This is a genomic window from Mesorhizobium shangrilense, assembly GCF_040537815.1.
GTDB classification, from domain to species: Bacteria; Pseudomonadota; Alphaproteobacteria; order Rhizobiales; family Rhizobiaceae; genus Mesorhizobium; species Mesorhizobium shangrilense.
On record NZ_JBEWSZ010000001.1, the window covers coordinates 2,848,210 to 2,870,055 of the forward strand.

At 63.4% G+C, this 21,846-nt stretch carries 20 protein-coding genes; 2 read left to right on the plus strand and 18 right to left on the minus strand.

Going from position 1 to position 21,846, the window contains the following annotated elements:
* Positions 1–25: 25 nt before the first annotated feature.
* The gene (locus ABVQ20_RS14185; protein ID WP_354460130.1) at positions 26–1,018 is read right to left on the minus strand and encodes an ABC transporter substrate-binding protein; all 993 of its coding nucleotides are present in this window, start codon (positions 1,016–1,018) and stop codon (positions 26–28) included.
* A gap of 110 nt (positions 1,019–1,128) precedes the next feature.
* Here ABVQ20_RS14185 and ABVQ20_RS14190 point away from each other — a divergent pair, with 110 nt between their 5' ends.
* The gene (locus tag ABVQ20_RS14190) at positions 1,129–2,043 is read left to right on the plus strand and encodes a LysR family transcriptional regulator (protein ID WP_354460131.1); all 915 of its coding nucleotides are present in this window, start codon (positions 1,129–1,131) and stop codon (positions 2,041–2,043) included.
* A 5-nt stretch (positions 2,044–2,048) separates the two neighbouring features.
* Here ABVQ20_RS14190 and ABVQ20_RS14195 read toward each other — a convergent pair whose 3' ends face one another.
* From ABVQ20_RS14195 to ABVQ20_RS14230, 8 genes are all read right to left on the minus strand, one after another.
* On the minus strand, positions 2,049–2,849 hold the full coding sequence (locus tag ABVQ20_RS14195) for an ABC transporter permease (RefSeq protein WP_354460132.1): 801 nt from the start codon (positions 2,847–2,849) through the stop codon (positions 2,049–2,051).
* Positions 2,846–3,700, minus strand: coding sequence for an ABC transporter permease (locus ABVQ20_RS14200; protein ID WP_354460133.1), 855 nt, complete (start codon positions 3,698–3,700; stop codon positions 2,846–2,848). Before ABVQ20_RS14200 ends, ABVQ20_RS14195 begins: the two co-directional genes overlap by 4 nt.
* 14 nt (positions 3,701–3,714) lie before the next feature.
* A complete protein-coding gene (locus tag ABVQ20_RS14205) occupies positions 3,715–4,818 on the minus strand; it encodes an ABC transporter ATP-binding protein (RefSeq protein ID WP_354460134.1) in 1,104 nt (367 codons plus the stop codon).
* A 71-nt stretch (positions 4,819–4,889) separates the two neighbouring features.
* A complete protein-coding gene (locus ABVQ20_RS14210; RefSeq protein ID WP_354460135.1) occupies positions 4,890–5,915 on the minus strand; it encodes an ABC transporter substrate-binding protein in 1,026 nt (341 codons plus the stop codon).
* Between the two features lie 52 nt (positions 5,916–5,967).
* Positions 5,968–6,966 carry an AraD1 family protein gene (gene araD1, locus ABVQ20_RS14215; protein WP_354460136.1) on the minus strand — a complete coding sequence of 333 codons (999 nt, stop codon included), beginning with the start codon at positions 6,964–6,966 and terminating at the stop codon, positions 5,968–5,970.
* Between the two features lie 32 nt (positions 6,967–6,998).
* Positions 6,999–7,778 carry an SDR family NAD(P)-dependent oxidoreductase gene (locus tag ABVQ20_RS14220; RefSeq protein WP_354460137.1) on the minus strand — a complete coding sequence of 260 codons (780 nt, stop codon included), beginning with the start codon at positions 7,776–7,778 and terminating at the stop codon, positions 6,999–7,001.
* 11 nt (positions 7,779–7,789) lie between these two features.
* Complete coding sequence (locus ABVQ20_RS14225) at positions 7,790–9,517, minus strand: IlvD/Edd family dehydratase (protein WP_354460138.1); 1,728 nt, start codon at positions 9,515–9,517, stop codon at positions 7,790–7,792.
* Positions 9,514–10,305, minus strand: a complete 792-nt coding sequence (locus tag ABVQ20_RS14230) for a FadR/GntR family transcriptional regulator (RefSeq protein ID WP_354460139.1) — start codon at positions 10,303–10,305, stop codon at positions 9,514–9,516. Before ABVQ20_RS14230 ends, ABVQ20_RS14225 begins: the two co-directional genes overlap by 4 nt.
* Positions 10,306–10,538: 233 nt before the next feature.
* Here ABVQ20_RS14230 and ABVQ20_RS14235 point away from each other — a divergent pair, with 233 nt between their 5' ends.
* Positions 10,539–10,907, plus strand: a complete 369-nt coding sequence (locus ABVQ20_RS14235) for a nuclear transport factor 2 family protein (protein WP_354460140.1) — start codon at positions 10,539–10,541, stop codon at positions 10,905–10,907.
* 27 nt (positions 10,908–10,934) lie between these two features.
* On the opposite strand, the gene ABVQ20_RS14240 is transcribed toward ABVQ20_RS14235, so the two are convergent.
* From ABVQ20_RS14240 to ABVQ20_RS14280, 9 genes are all read right to left on the minus strand, one after another.
* Positions 10,935–11,732, minus strand: coding sequence for an ABC transporter permease subunit (locus ABVQ20_RS14240; RefSeq protein ID WP_354460141.1), 798 nt, complete (start codon positions 11,730–11,732; stop codon positions 10,935–10,937).
* Between the two features lie 2 nt (positions 11,733–11,734).
* Positions 11,735–12,592 (minus strand): 2-aminoethylphosphonate ABC transporter permease subunit, encoded by an 858-nt coding sequence (locus ABVQ20_RS14245; RefSeq protein ID WP_354460142.1) that lies wholly within the window; start codon positions 12,590–12,592, stop codon positions 11,735–11,737.
* Positions 12,585–13,730 carry an ABC transporter ATP-binding protein gene (locus ABVQ20_RS14250; RefSeq protein WP_354460143.1) on the minus strand — a complete coding sequence of 382 codons (1,146 nt, stop codon included), beginning with the start codon at positions 13,728–13,730 and terminating at the stop codon, positions 12,585–12,587. Before ABVQ20_RS14250 ends, ABVQ20_RS14245 begins: the two co-directional genes overlap by 8 nt.
* 32 nt (positions 13,731–13,762) lie before the next feature.
* Positions 13,763–14,794, minus strand: coding sequence for a 2-aminoethylphosphonate ABC transporter substrate-binding protein (locus tag ABVQ20_RS14255; RefSeq protein WP_354460144.1), 1,032 nt, complete (start codon positions 14,792–14,794; stop codon positions 13,763–13,765).
* Positions 14,795–15,050: 256 nt separating this feature from the next.
* Positions 15,051–16,061, minus strand: coding sequence for an NAD(P)-dependent oxidoreductase (locus ABVQ20_RS14260; protein WP_354460145.1), 1,011 nt, complete (start codon positions 16,059–16,061; stop codon positions 15,051–15,053).
* A gap of 2 nt (positions 16,062–16,063) precedes the next feature.
* Positions 16,064–17,422 (minus strand): (R)-1-hydroxy-2-aminoethylphosphonate ammonia-lyase, encoded by a 1,359-nt coding sequence (gene pbfA, locus ABVQ20_RS14265; RefSeq protein ID WP_354460146.1) that lies wholly within the window; start codon positions 17,420–17,422, stop codon positions 16,064–16,066.
* A 71-nt stretch (positions 17,423–17,493) separates the two neighbouring features.
* The gene (gene phnY / locus ABVQ20_RS14270; RefSeq protein ID WP_354460147.1) at positions 17,494–18,951 is read right to left on the minus strand and encodes a phosphonoacetaldehyde dehydrogenase; all 1,458 of its coding nucleotides are present in this window, start codon (positions 18,949–18,951) and stop codon (positions 17,494–17,496) included.
* A 270-nt stretch (positions 18,952–19,221) separates the two neighbouring features.
* Positions 19,222–20,478 carry a phosphonoacetate hydrolase gene (gene phnA, locus ABVQ20_RS14275; protein ID WP_354460149.1) on the minus strand — a complete coding sequence of 419 codons (1,257 nt, stop codon included), beginning with the start codon at positions 20,476–20,478 and terminating at the stop codon, positions 19,222–19,224.
* A 24-nt stretch (positions 20,479–20,502) separates the two neighbouring features.
* Positions 20,503–21,705, minus strand: coding sequence for a 2-aminoethylphosphonate--pyruvate transaminase (locus tag ABVQ20_RS14280; RefSeq protein ID WP_354460150.1), 1,203 nt, complete (start codon positions 21,703–21,705; stop codon positions 20,503–20,505).
* Positions 21,706–21,846 lie beyond the last annotated feature (141 nt).

The following is a 21,846-nucleotide window of genomic DNA, read 5'->3' on the forward strand; positions in this document are numbered from 1 at the left end:
GGCTGCCGCACGGTCGGCTTGACCGTTATTTTGCCGGGATCTTGTTGATCGCCGAATTGTCGATCTGGTCGGCCGCCACCAGCTTGTTGTCGGCGGCGCCGTTCTCCAGGTTGAGCTCCATGACCGTGTCGAAAATGCCGTGCAGCGTGCCCTTTTCGCCGGCCTTGCCCATGTAGGCCTGCGATTCCGCGAGCGTCGTGTAGGACAGGCTGGAGTTGACGATATCCGTCACTTCGGCCGGCGTCAGGCCGAAGTGCTTGGAGGCCATGTCGGCGAATTTCTGAGGCTCGGCCTTGATGAAATCGACGGCGTCATAGATGCAGCCGAGGAATTTGACGTATTTGTCCGGGTTGGCCTTGAAGTCGTCGTTGCGGGCGATGATCGCGTCGATGATGATGCCGCGATGATCCTTGGACGAGATCAGCATGCGGGCGCCCGTACGGGTCGACGCCTTGATCGCCTGCGACATGAACGGTTCATAGGTCGCGATCGCGGCAATCGACGGATCGACGAAAACCGCGCCGGTATCGGCCGTGGCGATGTCCTTGATCTGAAGATCCTTCAGCGACAGGCCGGCCTGCTTGAGTTCCATCTGCAGCAGCAGGCGTGAGGGAATGTTGGGCTCGGCCGCGACGACCTTGCCCTTGAGGTCGGCGACCGACTTGATCTTGTCGTCGGTGATGACGCCGTCACCGCCAACGGATTCATCGATGGTGCCGATGATGATGCCAGGCGTCGACGCATCGCGCGGCCTGCCCTGATATTCGCCGACGGAGCGCATCTGCATCTCGATGTCGCCGCGCGCCATGGCCGCCATGACGTTGGTCAGGTCGTCCTCGAACTTGATGCTGACGTCGAGGCCCTTGGCGGTGAAGCAGCCGAGATCGCTGGCGATGTGGACAGGCGCGAATCCCAGCCATGTCGGCGCAAGGATGCGGATCTGGTCGGCGCTGAAGGCGAACTGCGAGCTGGCGAGCAGAAGGACCGCGGACAGCGCGGTTGCGACCGTTGGTTTCATGATTGTTCCCCTTTTTTGTTGCGCCAAGCTCGCGATTTTCAACATTGATGTAAATGAGTTTATTTCAAATTTTACATCGAATAATGTCGATGTATCATTGGGAGGCAGGCATGCGCCGGCTCGACAACATCGATATCCGTCTCCTGCGCGTCTTCGTGGCTCTGGCCGATTCAGGCGGTTTTGCCGACGCGCAGATCACGCTGAACCTGTCGCAGCCGACCCTCAGCACGCATCTTGCGGAGCTGGAGAAGCGCATCGGGGCGCAGCTTTGTCATCGTGGACGCAAGCAGTTCCGCCTCACTGAGGTCGGGCAGGCAACCTACGACGCCGCGCAAAAACTGTTTCGTGATCTCGACGATTTCGGCCATCGCATCAGCGCTGCCAGCGGCAACCTGTCCGGCCGGCTGCGCATAGGTACGTCGGACGGCGTTTTCACGAGCAGGGAATTGGGCATCCAGCACGCCCTCAACCGCTTCATGGGCCCCGATTCCGATGTTTTCATAGACCTGTCGCTGGGCACGCCGTCCGAGCTCGAACAGCAGGTTGCCGATGGCGACCGCGACGTCGTCATCGGGCCGCTATCGCAGAAGGCGCCGGGCGTCGTCTACCGGGACTATTGCGGCGAGCCGCATTTTCTCTACTGCGGCCGGCACCACCCGCTCTTCGCCATGCCCGATTCAAGGATCGACCAGAGCGCCGTCGACGCGGCGCGGTTTTCGGTGCGCAGCTATCGGTACTTCGACGACCTCTATCTGGTCGGGCATCCGAAGGCGAGCGCGGCGGTCATCGACATGGAAGCGCAGTTGATGCTGATCCTGTCACAGAACTTCATCGGTTTCCTGCCCGCCCACTATGCATCGTCATGGGTCGAGGCCGGTGACTTGCGGGCGATCAAGCCGGGATCATACACCTTCTCCTCGCGCCATCTGCTGGCCTACCGCAAGGCCGACGAGACACGCAGCCTCGTCCAGGCTTTCGTCCGTGAGTTGATGGACCGCAACCGGGAGTTCGCCACGGCAAGCTGAGCCGGTCAGTTGCGTTGCGTGGCGACTTGCCTGGGAATGAGGAAGCGGGCGGCCAGCACGCACAGCAGCACGGTGAACATCAGGATCAGCGCCACCAGTGCATTGATGTCCGGCGAGAAACCGAGCCGCATCATCGCCCACAGCCTGACCGGCAATGTGCTCTGCGTACCGGTGACCAGGATGGTGATCATGGTCTCGTCGAAGGACAGGGCGAAGGCCAGGATGGCGCCGCCAACCATCGCGCTCGACAAATTGGGCAGGATGATGCGCCAGAAGGTTTGCCAGCCCGTGGCGCCGAGATCGTAGGACGCCTCGACCAGCGTGCGGCTCATCGACTGCAGGCGCATCAGCACGGTGCGGTAGACGATCGCCAGGACGAACACCGTATGGCCGATGATGACGGTCAGCAGCGACCGTTCGAGGCCGATCTCGCGGAAGAAGATCAGCAGCGCCAGGCCGCTGATGATGGGCGGCATCAGGAACGGCAGGAAGATGATGAACTGCAGCACTGAGCGTCCGCTGCGACGTCCGTGATAGTAGAGCGCCAGCAGCGTGCCGCTGACCACGGACAGGATGACCGTGCAGACGCCGACGATCAGCGTGGTGCGCAAGGCGGCGAGGATGTCGTGGTTTTCGGCCAGCGACACATAGGTTGCGACCGTCGGAGACGACCAGTCGACATCGCCATGCGAGACGGTGAAGAACGACGACACGATGGGAACGAACAGCGGGCTGTAGAGCAGCACCGCGACCAACGCGGTGATCGCGGCCAGGAAGATCGTGGACAGGCGGGGCAATGCGGTCATACCGAAGTCCCCCTGCTGCGCCCGAAGCGCTCGCCGACAAGGATCGCCGCGATCACCACGGCAGCCAGGGCAACTGAGAGTGCGGCTCCGAATGGCCAGTTATAGGCGGTGCCGAACTGGCTGTAGAGGATGCGGCCGAAGGTGAAGCCGCTGATGCCGCCGACCATCTGCGGCGTCAGGAAATCGCCGATAGCCAGCACGAAGACAAAGCTCGCCGCCGAGGCCACGCCGGGCAGGCTGAGCGGCAAGGTGATGCGCAGGAAGGTCTGCAAGCCGGTGGCGCCGAGATCGTCGGATGCGCGCAGCAGGACCTGCGGGATGCGTTCAAGCGCGAGGAAGATCGGCAGGATGGCGAAGGGGATCAGCAACAGCGTCAGCGTCAGCAGGATGGCGTTCATGTTGAAGACGAACAGCGTCGACGGCTGCTCCAGGATGCCAAGCCCAACCAGCGCCTTGTTGAGGAAGCCGTTGAGGCCGAGGATGCTGCGGATGGCATAGATCTTGATGACGTAGCTCATCAGCAGCGGCACGAGCAAAAGCATCAGCAACGCATAGCGCCAACGCCCTTTCAGCGTCGTCAGGAAATAGGCGGCGGGATAGGCGAGCAGGATGCAGATCGCCGCCACCGAAAGACACAGCACGATGGTGTTCCAGAACACCTTGAAGAAGACGGGATCGGTGAAGAAGCGAACATAGTTGCCGAGCGTCGGGGTATGGACGATCGTGCCCTGGTCGACGCTGAAGAAACTGTAGCCGAGGAAGATCACCAGCGGCACCAGGACGAAGACGACCGGCATGGCGAAAGCCAGCACCGTCACCAGCAGCGACGCTCGCCGCTCGGAAGTCTGCATCGAGCCTGATCCGCTCATGCCAGCACCAGATGGCCTTCATGCGGCGCAAAGGAAAGCGCCACCGTCTCGCCGGATTTCAAGGCGCTGCCGTGGACCTGGCTTGGGAAGCGCAGGCGCAGGCGCGGTGCAGCTACCCCCTCTCCCGCAACAACCGTGGCGACGGTCGACGAACCGGCAAAGGCCAGATCGGCGATCTTACCGGTAAAGTGGTTGGTGGCATCGTGCGTGCCGGCAAGGCGCAAGGTTTCGGGACGAAACGCGGCGAAGGCCTTGGCGCCGTTCGCCGCAGCCTTCAGATGAGGCTGCCCGGCAATCGAGCAGACCAGCCGTCCGAGCACCGTGTCGATGGAGCGCAACTCGCCCTGCACCGGTCCAAGCGTTCCGGCGACGAGGTTGTTCTCGCCGAAGAAGCGCGCCACGAACTCGCAATTGGGCTTGTAGTAGAGCTCATGCGGCGTGCCGAGCTGGCGGATATGGCCGGCCTGCATGACGCAGATGCGGTCGGCCATGCCGATGGCCTCTTCCTGGTCGTGGGTGACGAACAGGAAGGTGGTCTTGATCTCGCGCTGGATGGACTTCAGGAACTCCTGCATCTGCCGGCGCAATTCGAGATCGAGCGCCGCCAGCGGCTCATCGAGCAGGATGAGGCGCGGCTGGCAGATCAAGGCGCGCGCCAGCGCCACGCGCTGACGTTGGCCGCCGGAAAGCTGTGCCGGAAAGCGATCGGCAAAGAGCCCGAGCTGTACCAGATCCAGGGCTTGCGCGACGCGGCCGGCAATCTCCTTGCGCGGCACATGGCGAACCGAGAGGCCATAGCCGACATTGCCGGAAACGGTCAGGTGCGGGAACAGCGCATAGTCCTGAAACACGGTGTTGAACGGCCGCCGGTTGATCGGCATGCGGCTGATGTCCTGGCCGTCGAGCCGGATTTCGCCTGCTGTCAGCGGCTCCAGACCGCCGATGAGCCGCAGCACGGTGGTCTTGCCCGAGCCGGATGGTCCAAGGACGGTGAGGAACTCGCCGTCCTTGATCGAAAGGTCGATGTCGTGCAGCACGGGAACCGTGCCGTAGGATTTCGAGACGGACCGTAGCGTGAGCAGGTCGGTGTTCTGGTTCATTGGATACTCTCGACGTGCGCTTTTCGGCGGTCCGGAACGCCCGAACCGCCGGGTCCTTCGAATGCCAGGGATCAGGGCGTGGCCTTGACCTCGTTCCACATGTCCGAACGCTTCAGCGGGTCCTCGACATTGTTCAGCCAGACCAGCTTGTCGTTGCCGCCGGCGCTGCTGGATTCTGTCACGGTGTTGCCGAAGCCGGTGCGCTCGGACAGCGTGCCGCTGACCTGTTTGCTCAGCATGAAGTTGATCCATTTCTCGGCGGCATCGTTGTCGCGGACGCCCTTGGAAATGACCCAATTGTCGAGCCAGGCAAGCGCGCCTTCGCTCGGATTGACATAGGCGACATGGGCGCCGACCTTCTGGAGCGCCTTGACCTGCTGCTGGCCGTAGTTGGCCCAGATCAGCGCAACGTCGTTGTTCTGGAAGATCTGCTGGGCTTCGTCGGCGGTGGTGTAGAAGCTCAACACGTTGCGCTTCAGCTCAACCAGCTTGGCCTTGACCGCCGCCATCTGCTCTTCGTTGAGGTTGAACGGATCCTTGTAGCCGAGGGTCAGCGCGGTGAACGAGAAATTGTGCTCGCCATTGTCATAGGCAAGGACCTTGCCCTTGTAAGCCGGGTCCCACAGGACCGACATCGATGTCGGCGCGGGCTTCACCTTGTCGGTGTCGTAGATCAGGCCGATCGAGTCGAAGCAGAACGGGATGCCGTAGACCTTGCCGTCCTTGGTGACGCCGCTGACCGCGGTCAGGTCACGGAAGCGCGGCAGCACCTCTTTCTGGTTGGGGAGCTTTGCCACATCGATCGGCGATACGAGATCGGCCTTGATGTAGCGTTGCAACTGGGCGGTGTTGACGGCGAAGACGTCGAAGTCCTGCCCTTCGCTGCCCTTGATCTTGGCCCAGATCTCGTCATCGCTGCCGATGAAGACAACGTCGACGCCGATGCCGGTCTTGGCGGTGAAGTCCTTGACCCAATCCGCGTCCGCATAGCCGTCCCAGGCCAGAACACGAAGGTTTGCCGCAAGTGCTGCCGAGGTCATCAGACCGATGCCCAGGCCGATCGTAGCCATTTTGAGAAACAGTCTCTTCAGTCCCATTGTCATTCTCCCATTATCGTTGTCGTGAACCGCAGTCTTCGGACCTTTGCCCTCACAGCTGGGTGACGGTGACCAGTCCCTCGTCCGACACCTTTTCCATCCGGTTGCGCAGTGGTTTGCCGAATGTCGGTGCCTGGATTTCATACTCGTCGCCGGAAGCCGTCTGGACGCCGGAGGCGTAGCTCATCACCGCCGCGCCGAAGAAATAGGCGTGCAGGTCGCCTGGCCGGCGATGCATCGGGTAGCGGAAATGGTAGTGTTCGAGATTGGCGATCGAGTGCGACATGTGCGCCTCGCCCGACAGGAATTCCTGCTCCCAGATGACGGCGCCGTTGCGCGTGATGCGGGAATGGCCGCGTACTTCGTTCGGCAGATCGCCGATCAGCAGTTCGGGACCGATCGAGCATGAGCGCAGCTTGGAATGAGCGAGATAGAGGTAGTTCTCGCCCTCTGTCACATGGTCGGAATATTCGTTTCCGAGCGCGTAGCCGATGCGATAGGGATGGCCGTCCGGCCCGTTCAGATAAAGCCCGACGATCTCGGCTTCCTCGGCTCCGGCCTTGGCGAATGCGGGCATCGGCAGCGGCGCGCCGGGCGGCACCACGCAGGTGCCGACACCCTTGAAGAACCACTCCGGCTGGATGCCGATCTTGCCAGCGCCAGGCTTGCCGCCCTCCAGCCCCATGCGGAAAATCTTGAGGGAGTCGGATTCCGCCGCACCCTCGCCATGGGTCAGAACATGCATCTGGTTGCGCGCGGCGGCACTTCCCGTGTGGGTCAGGCCTGTGCCGGTGACGAGGAACCGCGCCGGCTCGGCATGATCGACCGGGGCCAGCACGCGGCCTTCGCGCAACAGCTGGTCATAGTCGATCTTCTCGGCGGTCGTGCGCTCTTCGACAAGCGTCGCGATGGAGACGCCTCGGGCAATCGCCGCTTCCGCCAGTTCCAGCACGGTGCTCGTTGCCTTGAGCGGGTGCAGATGGTCACCATCTTTGGAGACGCGGCCGACCTGCCTGCTGCCATCGGGCATTTTGAATTGAACAAGACGCATGAAATTCCCTTCCTCCTTCAGGGCTGTCCGGGTCACACCCAGCCCCCGTCGACGATGAATTGCTGACTGGTGCACATGCGGCTGTCGTCGGCGGCGAGGAACAGCGCCATGAGCGCGATATCCGATGGCTGCAGCCGGTCGGGCAGGCACTGCCTTTCCTCGATCTGGCGCTCTCCGGCCGGTGTGAGCCACAGGCGCATCTGGCGCTCGGTCATGACCCAGCCCGGCACCATGCAGTTGACCCGGATGCGCTCCGGTCCAAGCTCGCGGGCAAGCGCGCGCGTCATGCCGTAGACCGCTGCCTTTGCGGTGACGTAGGCCGGGCAATCCGGATCGCCGACCATCCAGGTGATGGAGCCGAAATTGATGATCGAGCCGCCGCCCAGAGCGCTCATCTGCGGACGCACGGCCTGCGCGGCGAAGAACTGGTGGCGAAGATTGACCGCCATGCGATCGTCCCAATAGGCAACGGTCACATCCTTGGTCTGATGGCGGTCATCGCTACCGGCATTGTTGCAGAGGACCTGGATGGGGCCGTTGTGCTGCATCGCCTGTGCGGTAGCTGCCTGCAGGGCTTCGATGTCGCGCAGGTCGCACGGGATGAACAGCGGTGCGGCATGCCCCTCGGCGGCGATTGCATCGACGAGGCGTCTTGAAGGCTCCTCGGCCAGGTCGACGAAGGCGACGCGGCTGCCCTGCGCACAGAAGTGGCGCACCAGGCTTTCGCCGATGCCGCTGCCGCCGCCGGTTATGAAGACGCTGCGGCCCTTGAGACTGGGGTAGATTGCGTAGCTGTCGGCTTCGTCAGTCATGGCGCGTCCGTCTAGTGGGAATGCCGAGGGATGCCGGCATCGCGGCGTCCCACGAGGAAGTCGAAATCACAGCCTGCATCGGCCTGCAGGACGCGCTCGACATAGAGGCTCTGGTAGCCGCCTACAGGTGGCGTCGGCGGCGTCCAGTCGCGGCGTCGGATCGCGAGTTCCTCGTCCGGAACCAGAAGCTCCAGGCGGCGGCCGGCGACATCCAATTCGATAAGATCGCCATCGCGCACCAGTGCCAGCACACCGCCTGCCGCCGCTTCGGGGGCGACGTGCAGAACCACGGTGCCATAGGCGGTACCGCTCATGCGCGCGTCGGAGATGCGCACCATGTCGGAGACACCCTGCTTGAGCAGCTTCGCCGGCAGCGGCATGTTGCCAACCTCGGCCATGCCGGGATAACCGCGCGGGCCGCAATTCTTCAGCACCATCACCGAGGACGCGTCGATATCCAGGTTGGGATCGTCGATGCGGGCATAGTAGTGCTCGATGTTCTCGAACACGACGGCCTTGCCGCGATGCTGCATCAATTCAGCCGTGGCCGCCGACGGCTTTATGACCGCTCCGTTGGGCGCGAGGTTGCCGCGCAGGATCGATATGCCGCCCTCCTCGGTCAGCGGATTTTCCAGTGGCCGGATCACCTCATGATTGTAGTTGGGGGCGCCATCGACCAGTTCGCCGATGGTCTTTCCACTAACGGTCATGACGTCGCGTTGAAGCAGCCCCGCCCCATCAAGCGACGCCATGACCGCAGCCAGCCCCCCGGCGTAGTAGAAATCTTCCATCAGGAACCGGCCCGATGGCATCAGGTCGACGATCGTCGGTATGCCACGTCCCAGGCGATCCCAGTCGTCAAGGCTGAGATCCACACCGACCCGGCGCGCGATAGCGATGAGATGCAACACCGCATTGGTCGAGCCACCGATGGCGCCATTGACGCGAATGGCATTCTCGAAGGCCGCCTTGGTCAGGATCTGCGAAATAGTCACATCCTTGTTGACGAGATCGACGATGCGGCGACCGGCCAGATGGGCCAGCACGCCACGACGGGAATCCACCGCCGGGATCGCCGCATTGTCGGGCATGCCGATGCCGAGTGCCTCGACCATGCTGGCCATGGTGGAGGCCGTGCCCATGGTCATGCAGCTGCCCGCCGACCGGCTCTGGCCTTGCTCGGCCGCGAGGAAGTCAGCGACCGGCATGCGGCCCGCCTTCACTTCCTCGGCGAATTTCCAGACATGCGTGCCCGAGCCGATATCCTGGCCACGGAACTTGCCGTTGAGCATCGGACCGCCCGAAACGGTGATGGTCGGCAGGTTGCAGGAGGCAGCCCCCATCAGCAGTGCTGGTGTGGTCTTGTCGCACCCGGCCAGCAGAATGACGCCGTCGATCGGATTGGCGCGGATCGATTCCTCGACGTCCATGCTGGCGAGATTGCGAAACAGCATGGCGGTCGGGCGCATATTGCTTTCGCCCAGCGACATCACCGGGAATTCGAGCGGCAGGCCGCCAGCCTCATAGACGCCGCGCTTGACGTGTTCGGCCAGCCCGCGCAGATGGGCATTGCAAGGGGTCAATTCCGACCATGTGTTGCAGATGCCGATCACCGGACGACCGTCGAACTCGTCGCCGGGAATGCCCTGGTTCTTCATCCAGCTGCGGTGCATGAAGGCATTCTTGCCCTCGCCGCCAAACCATGCCGCTGAACGCAGCTTGCGCTTTTCTTCCGTCACGACTGCTGTTCCCGATCCTTGCGGCGCTTGTTGCGGTTTTCGACGCTGCGGCGCACGTCTTCCTCGGCATTGTCGATGAGCACGAGCAGCGCCTTCTGCGCGCCCGGACCGTCGCCGGCGGCGATCTTCTCTGCCACTTCCCGGTGCAGCGGCAACGAATGGCGCTGCCCTTCCGGATTGTCGTTGGAGAGGCGAAAGCTCATGACCAGCGCGGTTTCGACGAGTGCCGCCAGCGAGCCGATCAGCTCGTTGCCGGTCATGCGCAAAATGGTCTGGTGGAACACCAGGTCGGGCTTGGCGAAGCGGTCGCCGTCGTCGCTGAAAGCTTCCATGTCGGCGAGTGCGGCATGGATCTCGGCAATCTGCCCAGGCGTGGCGCGCTGGGCAGCGAGCGCCGCCGACATCGGCTCGATGGCCCGGCGCAGCTCGAACAGCGCCCTGACATCCTCGTCGCTGACGCCAGCCGCGTAGCGCCACGACAGCACGTCCGGGTCGAGGAAATTCCAGTCGGCGCGGGGACGCACCCTGGTGCCGGTCTTCGGACGCGACTCGACGAGCCCCTTGCCTGCCAGAACCTTGATCGCTTCGCGCAGCACGGTGCGGCTGACGCCCAGCATTTCGCTGGAATCGTCGGCATTGGGCAGCGCTTCGCCCGGCAGGAAATCGCCTTGCACGATGCGCAGTCCGATCTGCTCGACAACTGTTGCATGCAGTGCCGTCGAGCCGCTGGAAACAGCGACGGCGATCCGCGACGTTCGCGCCGTACTGAAGGACTTTTTATTCTTCATACTATTCATATGATATGTCTTAAAGGCCTGACGGCAGGAGTCAAGCAGGGAGAGCATTGCCGACAAATGATTTTGCGCAGCAGCCGCAGAGCGCACCGCGCTGGACCAAAATCTGATTTTCCTGGATGTCTTCTTCGGCCTCTGGGCAGCCCTATATGCCTGATACAGACCGCGTGCCGGACCGGCAGCAAGAGGCGTGCGGCCTTGATCGATCCAGCCCCTAGAGGTCAGACATGCCCAGCGCCGAAACCCTCGAAAGATTCATCGCCTGCGTCGAACGGAACGACCACATCGAAGCCGTCGAACAGTTCTACACGGTAGACTCGACCATGCAGGAGAACCAGGCCCCGCCTCGCGTGGGTCGGGATGCGCATGTCGCGAATGAACGCAACGTCATGGCCAGGGTCAAGACGATGGAATCCCGGTGCGTGCGGCCTGTGTTCGTCAATGGCGACCACGTGGTGATCCGCTGGGTATTCCACTTCGAATGGAAGGACGGGACCGCCACGCATATGGAGGAACTGGCCTACCAGCGTTGGGAGGGAGAATTCGTCGCGCAGGAGACGTTCTTCTACGACCCCGCGCAGCGCCAACCCCGATAGCCGACGGCTTCAGATCAGGGCCCGCCCTTACGTGCCGGTCGCGCGCGCCGTGATACGCTCCAGTCCGAGCAGCAGGGCCAGCGTCGCCACCACCAGGATCATGGTCAGTGCCGCTCCGGCAAAAATGTCGCCGCGGTCGGTGAGGCTGAAGATCGATACCGGCAGCGTCACCCAGCCCGGCGGATAGACCATCACGGTGGCGCCGAGTTCGCCCATGGACAGCGCGAAGCTCAGGCCGAAGGCCGCGACCAGATAGGGCGCGAGCAGCGGCAGCGTGACATGCCAGAGCCGATAGGTCGGCTTCGCGCCGAGGCTCGACGCGACCTGCTCGAAGTCGGGCGAAAGCCGTGCCAGGCCGGCCGAGACATTGCCGAAGGTGAAGGCCGAGATCAGCACGAAATGCGCGATCAGCACGATCGCCACCGTGCCGTTGAGCAGCAGCGGCGGATGGCTGAAGGCAACCAGCAGGCCGAGGCCGACGGACACCGAAGGCACGGCGCTGGGAATGAAGAACAGCAGGCCGAGCAGCCGCTTCAGGGAGGGCCCCTGAAGACGAAGCGACAGCGCCGCCCAGGTGCCGCTGACCAGCGCCAGCGCGCTGGCCAGGAAGCCGGTGATCAGGCTGGCCTTGACCGAGTCGCCGGCGGCACCGCTGATGACATCGCTATAGTGCTCCGTCGTCAGGCCGCGCGGCAGCACGCCGTTCCATTGGTCGGCAAGGCTGGACAGCAGGATGACGGCGAGCGGCGCCAGGAACAGCACGCCGAACAGCAGCGCGAAGAGCACCCACAGGACAATGCGACCGGGCCGCGACCAGACCAGCATGACTAGGCTCCCAACCGGCCGGCGGCCAGGCGATAGAGCCCGAACAGGCCTAGCGACAGCGCGACGTTGATCACGGCGATGATGCAAGCGACCTGATAGGCCGATTCCTGGATCGCCTTGCTGTAGATCAGCAGCGGCAAGGTAATGACGCCCTTGGCGCCGATGAACAGCACGATGCCGAATTCGTTGACCGTCAAAAGCAGGCACAGACTGCCGCCGGCAATGAGCGCGGGAATGGCCGCCGGCATGATGACCTGCCGGACAATGCGGAACGGCCGCGCGCCAAGCACGCTTGCCGCCTCGATCTGGCCGCGATCGACCAGCGAAAAGGCGGCGAGCAGCGGCCGCAGGATGAAGGGCGTGTAGACGGTGACTTCGGCCAGCACCACGCCCCAGGTCGAATAGAGGAAATCGACGGGAGGCAGCGGCAACGAGAAGGCTTCCATCAGTCCGGCATTGAGCATGCCGGCGGAGCCGTAGAGAAAGGTGAAGGCGAGCGTGACCAGGAAGGTCGGCAGTGCGATGAAAGTGTCGATCAGCCGGGCGATGAAGCCGCTGCCGGGAAACGGCACGAAGGCCAGGATCAGCGCCAGCACGAGGCCGACGATCAGGCATCCGGCTGTCGCGGCAACCGAGATCGTCACCGTGTTGATCAGCGCATTGAGGAAGAAGCGCGAATGCAGGACGCTGATGACTTCGGCAGCATTGGCAACGCCGCTGTCGTCGAGGAAGGCCTGCCGGGCAATGAGCGCCAGCGGGTAGAAGAACAGCAGCGTCAGCAGTGCCGCGGGCGGCACGATCCAGAATTTGCCGGGTTCTCTCCTGACGCCCGGCGCGGCAGCGGCGACGGCCTCAGACACCGGCGTCTTCCGGAACAAGCGATGTGTCGGCGGGTGCAAAGAAGAGCGGCACCTTGGCGCCCGCCTCGGGCAAGGCGATCGGCAGCCTTGTCGCCGAGGCACGCACGGGCGTGCCGTCGACATCGAGCACGAGATGGGTGAGTTCGCCCTGCCAATGCACTTCCTTCAGCGTGCCGACGATCCGGTTGGTATGCTCGCTGTCGGCCGTCAGGCTGAGATGCTGGGGACGAATGCACAGCAGGCTCTTGTCGCCGGCCTTCTCGTTGCGGCCAGCACCCGTGAGCACCGCATCGCCATGCCTTGCCGTGGCAAAACCCTTCGACCCAGCGGCTTCGGAAACGGTCACCGGCAGGAGATTGGCACGGCCGAGAAACTCCGCGGTGAAACGGTTGGGCGGACGCTGGTAGAGTTCGGCCGTCGGCCCATGCGAACAGACCGAACCGTCCCGCATGATGGCGATCTTGTCGGCAAGCGTCAGCGCTTCCGTCTGGTCGTGGGTGACATAGAGGATGGTCAGGCCCGGCAGGTTGCGGTGCAGACGGGCGATCTCCTCGACCATGTTGCGGCGGATCTGCGCGTCGAGCGCCGAAAGCGGCTCGTCGAGCAGAAGCACGCGCGGCCGTACGGCGAGCGCCCTTGCAATGGCAACACGCTGCTGCTGTCCGCCCGAAAGCTCGCGCGGATAACGCGTCGCATAGGCCGACATGCCGACGGTGGCGAGCGCTTCCTTGACCCGCTCGGCGATCAGCGCCTTCTCAGCGCCTTGCGCCCTGAGCCCGAAGGCAACGTTGTCCTCGACCCGCATATGCGGAAACAATGCGTAGTTCTGCACCACCATGCCGAGACCGCGCTCGTAGGGCGGCAGATCGGTCACGTCGGTCGTGCCGATGCGGATCCGCCCGCTTGCGGGCCGCACGAAACCGGCCACGGCACGCAGGGCGGTCGTCTTGCCTGAGCCGGACGGGCCGATCATGGCCAGGATTTCGCCCGGCGCAATATCCAGGGTCAGCGGGTGCAGGACGACATGCGCGCCATAGGCGACGCTGACCTTGTCGAAGTGAACATTGGAACCGGCGCCGCGAACCTTCGCGGCGTCGATGTCCATGACACTGGTACCTGTGAAGGCGACAGCCGACATGGCGGAGCTCTCCGGGTTGTTTCCTTTGGAGATCAACTGCCGGTCGCTTCGTTCCACTTCTTGACGTAGGCGGGAAGCTTGCGCAACGCGTCGTCCCAATTCGGAGACCATATCGTCACGCCCTTCATCGCATCCTGCAACTTGGCGAAGTTCGCGTCGCTCGGCGTCACGTCCTTGCGGGCGGGCATGCCGATGGCAATGGAGCTTACCGTCGACTGCGCTTCCTTGGAAAGCAGGAAATCGATCAGCTTCTTGCCGTTGTCGCCATTGGGAGCGCCCGTCACCAGGCCGATCTCATAGGGCAGCGCGAAGGTAGAGCGCACGCCATCCGGGCCAGCCGGCCAGAACACCTTGATGTTGGGATTGTCGGCCATCTGCGACATGTTCATCTGCAGGTCACCGTTGGCGACATGAAGCTCGCCCTTGTTCACCAGCGCTGTCAGCTTGCCGGTAGAGGCGGATGGACCGACATTGTTGTCCTGCAGCTTCTTCATGAAGCCGAAGCCGGCATCCTCGCCACCGAAGGCGTGGATGATCTGCAGCATGACGGCCGTGCCGTCGCCAGCCTGGCCGGGGGTCGAATACTGGATCTTGCCCTTGAACTTGGGGGCGAGCAGGTCGGTGTAGCTCTTCGGCGCTTCCGAAAGCACGGCGCTGTTGTAGATGAAATTCATGTAGTTGTTGACCAGCGGCCGGTACTTGTCGGTGCCGCCATCGATCTGCGAGGCAGCCTCCGGCTTGTAGTCCTGCAGCAAGCCGTCGGCGGCAGCGCGCTGGACGAAGGGCGGCAAGGTCACCAGGACGTCGGCCTGAGGGTTCGACTTCTCCTTGGCGACGCGCTCGACGACACCGCCCGAACCCGCCTCGATATACTGCACCTTGATGCCGGTCGCCTTGGTGAAGGCGGCGAATTCGGTCTCGTACCAGCTGCCGTTGCCGTCATGCAGGCCGTCGGCGGAATAGATGGTGACGACGCCGTCGGCGAGCGCCGGTCCGACAAGAGCCGCCGAGGCGGAGAGCGCGGCGGCGAAAGCCACCAATATAGCTGTATTTCGTGATTTCATGGCTCAGTTCCCCTTTGATTGTAGGCACATTCTTCGATGCACTAGGACGATCGGCGGTGGATCTGCTTGCCCACGTTGCGCCGGTTGGATGTCGTCGTTGTGACAACTCTGATGACTGGGGATCGATAAGTAAAATCTATTTATTTTATGACAGACAAAGTTCCTCTGATACTTGTCATGGAACTGTCGCATCCGCATTGCGGGCATATCCGAAGACGCTCGAAGCACTTGAAATGACGATGGAAAACGGCGGCGTTCAGCGGAAGGACACGCCCGTCGTCTGCGCCCGTAGCCGTGGATCCGACGAGCGGACAGTCACCGGCCGGCCCTCGAGAACCTCGAAGCAGCGGGCGAGTGTGTCCTCTTCCAGCCGGCGCATCGCCTCATGCGTGAAGAAGGTGAGATGCGGAAAAAGGATCACATTGTCGCGACCGAAAAGCGCGCTCATCGGGTGGCCTGACGTCGTCAGTGGCTCCACCGAATAGACATCGAGCCCGGCGCCGCCAATGCGCCCCGATGTGACAGCCTCGACAAGCGCGACCTCGTCGATCAGCGCGCCACGCGAGACGTTGACGATGATGGCTGAAGGCTTCAGGCAAGCGAGTTCGGCCTTGCCGATCAGGCCGCGCGTCCTGTCGTTCAGCACGCAATGGATGGAAACAAAGTCGCAGGCACGAAGCATGCTGTGGAGGTCGTCGACCTTCTCGATGCCGGCAGCGTGCATCGTTGTGGCATCGACACCGGGATCGAAGCCGAGAATGCGAGCGCGAAACCCCTGCCCGGCCATGCGCGCCATGCTGCGGCCGATCTTGCCACAACCGACCAGCCCAAGCGTGGCGCCGGAAATATCGCGTCCCAGCCAGCGCCGTTCGGGCCAGACCCAGCCATCGCGCGACACCGCCGCCGTGACGGCAGGCAGCCGCTTGGCGAGTGCGATCATCAGCGCGAAGGCGCCCTCGGCTACGGTTTCCTCGGCATATTCAGGCACGTTGACGACGGGAATGCCGCGCCGCATCGCTGCAGGGATGTCGATGGCATCGATGCCGACGCCATATTTGACGATGCCTTTCAATCTAGGCGCCGCCTCGATCACCCCAGCGGTGATCGGCGTGTAGCACATCAGCAGCAGATCGGCGTCAGCGACCGCTTCCATGAGATCGGCCTCAGGAATACCGTCCGGCAGCGTCACCAGTTCAACGCCCCTCGCCCGCAAGCCCGCATCGATGCCTGGGCATTCGAGTTCCCTGTCGGTGCGAACGGCCTTCATGGTCAGGCCGCCAGTACGGCGTGTTCGACGATGTCGAGCGCGCGGTCGAGATCCGTTTTCGAAATGACCAGCGGCGGCGACAGCGTCAGCACGTTGCCCTGGCTGACCTTGAAGCTCAGCCCCTGCTCCAGGCACGCATAGAAGACACGTTCGGCGAGGTCGCGTGCCGGCTGGCGCGTGGCGCGGTCCTCGACGAGCTCGACACCGACCATAAGCCCCCTGCCCCTGACGTCGCCGACATGAGGCGAACGCGCCATCAGATCCTGCATGCGGCCCAGCATATGCCGACCGAGTTCCGCGGCGCGCTCGACCAGCCCTTCTTCCAGGATGATGTCGATCGTCGTCAGTGCCGCGCGTGTCGTTACCGGGTTCTTTTCATGGGTGTAGTGGCCGATGGCGAAGCCGCCGGTGACGTCGAGATCGCCGCGCGCGATGACGGCGGCGATCGGCAGGATGCCGCCGCCCAGCGACTTGCCGAGAACGACGATGTCGGGCGTCACGCCATCATGCTCGTGGGCGAAGAACTTGCCGGTCTTGCCAAGCCCGGTCGGAATCTCGTCGAAGATCAGCAGCGTGCCATGCCGGTCGCAGGCCTCGCGCACCCGTTTCCAGAAGCCGGACGGCGGCGGGTTGGGCGTCGCGCGCATCGGCTCGGCGACGACCGCCGCCACATCCTGCTCGCGGCCAAGCACATAGGCGATCATGTTGGCGCAAGCGAGCCCCGACGCTTCCAGGGAATCGTGACCATAGGGGCAGCGATAGCCGTCCCAGGGCGCGACATGCTCGGTGCCGGTCATCATCGGGCCGGCGATGTGCGAGCGGAAGGTCGCCTCGCCGCCGACGCTTGCCGCACCGAAGCCGGCGCCGTGGAAGGCATCCCAGAACGACACCGTCTTGAAGCGGCCGGTCGCGGCGCGCGCGATCTTCAGCGCGACCTCGATCGCGTCCGAGCCGCCGGTGGTGAACAGCACCTTGCCGAGATCGCCGGGCGCCAGCACGGCCAGCCTCTCCGCCAGTTCGACGGCCGGCTCGCAGGTGAATCGGCGTGGCGCGAAGCAGAGGTCATCGAGCTGCGCCTTGATCGCGGCGACCAGCCTTGGATGGCCATAGCCGAGGTGATGCACGCTGTTGCCATGGAAATCCATGAAGCGGCGGCCGGCGGTGTCCTCGATCCAGATTCCCTCAGCCTTGGCGATCGTCGAAAGACAGGGGCTGGACAGGCTCTGGTGCATGAAGGCGGCCGCGTCGCGATCAAGCAGGCCGCGGATCCGGGGATCGTCCTGTCCGGCATCCCAGCGGCCGCGCGCCGCCGTTGTGTTGGAATCGCCTTCGGTATGCACAAGCTCAGCTATCGCGGCCATCACCGTCTCCCAAACGCGAATGAGGGAGCGTGGAACGCCCCCTCGGTTGTTCTGCCAGCCAAGTGGTCCGTTCAGGACCAGGGCAGTGAAAATGTCTTCACATTGGTATAGCTCTTCATCGCCTCGATGACGCCTTCCTTGTAGCCATTGCCCGAATCCTTGATACCGCCGAAGGGCGACATCTCGATGCGGTAGCCCGGCACTTCCCAGATGTTGACCGTGCCGACCTGCAGCCCGGCAATGTATTTCTGCATGCGGGGAAACGAGTTGGTGCAGACGCCCGACGACAGGCCGAAGGCGGTCGAATTGGACAGCGCGATCAGCGCCTCGTCATCGTCCGGCGCCCGCACGATCGGGATGATCGGCCCGAACGTCTCTTCCATCACCAGTTCGGATGTGTGCGGCACGCGATCGACGACGATCGGCGGCAGCAGCGCGCCCTTCCGGCCCGGATTGTAGAGGATTTCGGCACCTTGCTCGGCCGCCATGTGAACGCGCGCTTCGAACAGTGCAGCAGCCTTTTCGTGCACCACGGTGCCAAGGTCGGTCGATCGGTCCATCGGGTCGCCGAAGCGGATCTTCTTCGCCCGCTCCAGCACCAGTGGCACGAAGCGGTCGGCGACGCTTTCCTGGACGAGGATGCGCTTGACCGCCGTGCAGCGCTGGCCGGAGTTTTTCGTCGCACCCGCGACCGCGAGATCGGCCGCTTTGGCGAGATCGTCGTCAGAGAGATCGTTGAGGATGATCAGCGGATCGTTACCGCCGAGTTCCAGCACCTGGCGCTTGTAGCCCGCGGTGCGGGCGATCATCTTGCCGACCGGCACGCCGCCGGTGAAGGTGATCAGGTCGATGTTCTCGTTGGTGATCATCTCGTTGCCAATGTCGGCCGGCCAGCCGGTGACCACCGACAGCATTTCCGGCGGCAACCCAGCCTCATAGAGAATGTCGGCCAGCAAAAGCGCCGTCATCGGCGTCAGTTCGGTCGGCTTCACCACCACGCAATTGTTGGTGGCGATGGCCGGCGCCACCTTGTGCGAGACCATGTTGAGCGGATGGTTGAAGGGTGTGATTGCGGAGATCGCCTTCAGCGGCTCGCGTATGGTGAAGATCTTGCGCGCCTTGCCGTGCGGGGTCAGGTCGCAGGAGAAGATCTGGCCGTCATCCTGGATGCACATCTGCGCCGACAGCGTGAACACGTCATAGGCACGGCCGACTTCATAGAGCGAGTCGGTCTTGGAGATGCCGAGTTCGAGCGTGATGAGATCGGATATTTCTTCCCGGCGCGACGCCAGCGCTTCCGCCGTGCGAAACAGGATCTGCTGGCGCTCGTAGCGCGTCAGCTTCGACTTGTAGCCGGCGGCGATCTCGAACGCTTTTCGCGCGTGTTCGGCGCGACCGGCCGGCACGGTGCCGATAACTGCATTGGTGTAAGGGTAATGGACCGGGACGACATCATCGGCGTCGACCTTGCGACCAGCTATGCGCATCGGTTCGTGGCGGACTTTGATCGAAGTATCGAGCTTGGTCATTTCAGTGTTCCCGGTGCTCAGAAAGCACATTGATCTTTTGTCGGCGAGGCCATCGCGTCTCGGCTATGGCTTCCCCCACTCCGTCGCCGCTTCGCGGCGCCACCTCTCCCCCCTCCGGAGGGAGAGGAAGGGAGCCAAGGCTGGCGAGCTCAGCGCGCTTCCTCTCCCCAGTCTATCGGGGGAGAGGTGCCGAGCGTAGCGAGGCGGAGTGGGGGTCGACCAGCGCTACCATGGACGGCTACACGTCCTACCGGCGACCCAACTCAACCATCAAGCCTGCGCGGCCGCCATGGTGGCGTAGTAGAAGGCGTCGAAATTGCGCAGGGTCGGCTCGTTCGGCAGGTCCGGCAGCACGCGATTGACGATGAACGGCACCGTCTGCTCGGTCAGCCCGCCATGCGAGCGCAGCGGTTCGTTGAGCGCGGCCAGATCGTGGCGGTGTTCGCTGGTGCCGATCGTCATGTTCTCGGTCGAGATCAGCACGATGTCGCCGATGCGGTCGGCCGGCAGTTCGAAACGCTCGCAGGCCGTCGGGCTGTCGACGACCAGCATGATGCCGTCGATCTCAGCCAGCCGCGCCATGATGCCGGCCTGGTCGGCGCCATCAGGCAGATAGGCGGTGGCGAAGGAGCCGAGCGCGCCGTGGTGGACGACATAAGGATCGGTGATCGGCAGGATGACGCGGGCGGCATTCTCGCCCAGCCATTCATCCAGAAGGTCCTGGACATAGACGACGGCGGGCGAACCGTCCGCCTTGTGCTTGGGCTTCATGCCATGGTCAGCGGTGACGACGATGGCCGCGCCCAGCGCATCGAGCTCGGTCAGGTATTTGTCGAACATCTCATAGAAGGCGTTGGCCTGCGGCACGCCCGGCGCATATTTATGCTGCACATAGTCGGTGGTCGTCAGGTACATGATGTCGGGGCGGAATTCCTTCAGCAGCTGGACGCCGGCGGCGAAGACAAACTCCGACAATTCGGCCGAATAGACCTCCGGCACCGGCAGCCCGAAATGCTTCGAGGCGTTGTCGATGCCGTGCTCGGCCTTGGTCGTGGTGTCCGATTTTTCGGCCGAGAAGCACAGCGCGCGGCCCTGGTCGAAGGCAAGGCCCTTGCCGAGCAGCGCGCGCAATTTGTCCTTTGCGGTCACCACCGCGACCTTGGCGCCGGCATCGTAGAAGGCCTGGAAAATGGTCGGCGCGCGCAGGAAGCGCGGGTCGTTCATCATCACTTCCTTGCCGGTCTCGCGCTCGTAGAGATAGTTGCCGCAGATGCCGTGCACTGATGGCGGGCGGCCGGTGGCGATCGACAGATTGTTGGGGTTCGTGAAGCTCGGAATGACTGAGTGCGCCATGCGCACCGTGCCCTTCTGCTTGATCCTGGCCAGGGCCGGCATCAGCCCGGCCTTGATCGCTTCATCGAGATAGGCCGGCTCGCAGCCGTCAAGGCAGATGGCGATGGCCGGCACACGCGGCCAGGCGTAGGTGCGGCCGTTGACCGCGACATTGATGGGAGACATCTGGTTCATCGAAAATCCTCGAAATTGGCCGCTTCAGGCGGCAAGTTTGGCGCGCTCGGCGATAGCCGCGGCGGGTGGAGCGGCGGTGTCGACGCCCATTTCCTTCAGTGATTGCGCCGCCGCCTCGACGACGCGGCGCATGACATGCTCGTCCATCTGGCCGATGCAGCCGACACGGAAGGAGTCCACGACCGTGAGCTTGCCCGGATAGATGATGAACCCCTTGTCCTTCATCAGCTCGTAGAAGCGGTCGAAGGCGAAGTTGGCATGGGCCGGGTTGAAGAAGGTGACGATGATCGGCGACAGCCAGCGATCCTTGAGCAAAGTCTCGAAGCCGAGCTCGCGCATACCGGCCACCATCACGTCGCGGTTCCTGGTGTAACGGGCGCCACGACCGGCGACACCGCCTTCGGCCTCATGCTGGCGCAGCGCCTCCAGGAAGGCGGCGACGACATGCGTCGGCGGCGTATAGCGCCACTGGCCGGTCTTGTTCATGTGCGCCCACTGCGCATGGACGTCGAGCGACAGCGAGTGGCTGCGGCCCTTGGTGGCCTCGAGCTCGCTCTTGCGGGCTATGATGAAGCCGAAGCCGGGCACGCCCTCGATGCATTTGTTGGCGGACGAGACCATCGCCTCGTAGCGGATCTCGTTGACGTCGAGCGCGACGGCGCCGAAGGCGCTCATGGAATCGACCAGCAGCTTGCGCCCCCTGGCATGGACGGCCTCGGCGATCTCGGCGACCGGGTTGAGGATGCCGGAGCTGGTCTCGCAATGGATGGCGATCACATGGGTGATGGCGGGGTCGGCCTCAAGAGCGGCCGCCACCTCGTCACCGCGCGGCGGCAGGTAATCGCCCTTGTCGATCAGCGTATAGGCGCGACTGAGATACTGCATGGTCTGGGCGGCGCGCAGACCATAGGCGCCATTGGCCAGGACCAGAACCTTGCCATCCTTCGGCACGAACGAGCCCAGCATCGCCTCGACGCAGAAGGAACCGCTGCCTTGCATCGGCACGCAGTCGAACTCGCCGTTGGCGTCACCGGTCAGCGCCAGCAGGCGGTGTCGCATGTCGGCGGTCATGGCGCGAAAATCGCTGTCCCACGACCCCCAGTCGCGCAGCATGGCCTGCTTGACTGAATAGGCCGTGGTGAGCGGACCCGGAGTCAGAAGATAGGGCTCGCCCAGCGCAGGCTTGTCCAGCGGCTTTGCTGCGGCAAATTTCGTCTCGGCGAGCATGGTGTCCTCCGACAGGTCGCTGCTTTTTCGGTGTGGCTTTATTCTTGGCTCGAACGATATATTTGTAAAATCGTTATTTTGTATCGAAGTATCGATTTTTACGATGATAGCACACTGGGCTCCGTGCACAGGCTGCATGCC

Bases quoted from the DNA above. Each gene is read 5' to 3' on its own strand.
- pbfA (WP_354460146.1), bottom strand. From the start codon at position 17,422: ATGGCCGCGATAGCTGAGCTTGTGCATACCGAAGGCGATTCCAACACA.
- ABVQ20_RS14210 (WP_354460135.1), bottom strand. From the start codon at position 5,915: ATGGGACTGAAGAGACTGTTTCTCAAAATGGCTACGATCGGCCTGGGC.
- ABVQ20_RS14200 (WP_354460133.1), bottom strand. From the start codon at position 3,700: ATGCAGACTTCCGAGCGGCGAGCGTCGCTGCTGGTGACGGTGCTGGCT.
- ABVQ20_RS14255 (WP_354460144.1), bottom strand. From the start codon at position 14,794: ATGAAATCACGAAATACAGCTATATTGGTGGCTTTCGCCGCCGCGCTC.
- ABVQ20_RS14195 (WP_354460132.1), bottom strand. From the start codon at position 2,849: ATGACCGCATTGCCCCGCCTGTCCACGATCTTCCTGGCCGCGATCACC.
- araD1 (WP_354460136.1), bottom strand. From the start codon at position 6,966: ATGCGTCTTGTTCAATTCAAAATGCCCGATGGCAGCAGGCAGGTCGGC.
- ABVQ20_RS14235 (WP_354460140.1), top strand. From the start codon at position 10,539: ATGCCCAGCGCCGAAACCCTCGAAAGATTCATCGCCTGCGTCGAACGG.
- ABVQ20_RS14185 (WP_354460130.1), bottom strand. From the start codon at position 1,018: ATGAAACCAACGGTCGCAACCGCGCTGTCCGCGGTCCTTCTGCTCGCC.
- ABVQ20_RS14260 (WP_354460145.1), bottom strand. From the start codon at position 16,061: ATGAAGGCCGTTCGCACCGACAGGGAACTCGAATGCCCAGGCATCGAT.
- ABVQ20_RS14220 (WP_354460137.1), bottom strand. From the start codon at position 7,778: ATGACTGACGAAGCCGACAGCTACGCAATCTACCCCAGTCTCAAGGGC.
- ABVQ20_RS14190 (WP_354460131.1), top strand. From the start codon at position 1,129: ATGCGCCGGCTCGACAACATCGATATCCGTCTCCTGCGCGTCTTCGTG.
- ABVQ20_RS14240 (WP_354460141.1), bottom strand. From the start codon at position 11,732: ATGCTGGTCTGGTCGCGGCCCGGTCGCATTGTCCTGTGGGTGCTCTTC.
- phnA (WP_354460149.1), bottom strand. From the start codon at position 20,478: ATGAACCAGATGTCTCCCATCAATGTCGCGGTCAACGGCCGCACCTAC.
- phnY (WP_354460147.1), bottom strand. From the start codon at position 18,951: ATGACCAAGCTCGATACTTCGATCAAAGTCCGCCACGAACCGATGCGC.
- ABVQ20_RS14205 (WP_354460134.1), bottom strand. From the start codon at position 4,818: ATGAACCAGAACACCGACCTGCTCACGCTACGGTCCGTCTCGAAATCC.
- ABVQ20_RS14230 (WP_354460139.1), bottom strand. From the start codon at position 10,305: ATGAAGAATAAAAAGTCCTTCAGTACGGCGCGAACGTCGCGGATCGCC.
- ABVQ20_RS14280 (WP_354460150.1), bottom strand. From the start codon at position 21,705: ATGCTCGCCGAGACGAAATTTGCCGCAGCAAAGCCGCTGGACAAGCCT.
- ABVQ20_RS14250 (WP_354460143.1), bottom strand. From the start codon at position 13,730: ATGTCGGCTGTCGCCTTCACAGGTACCAGTGTCATGGACATCGACGCC.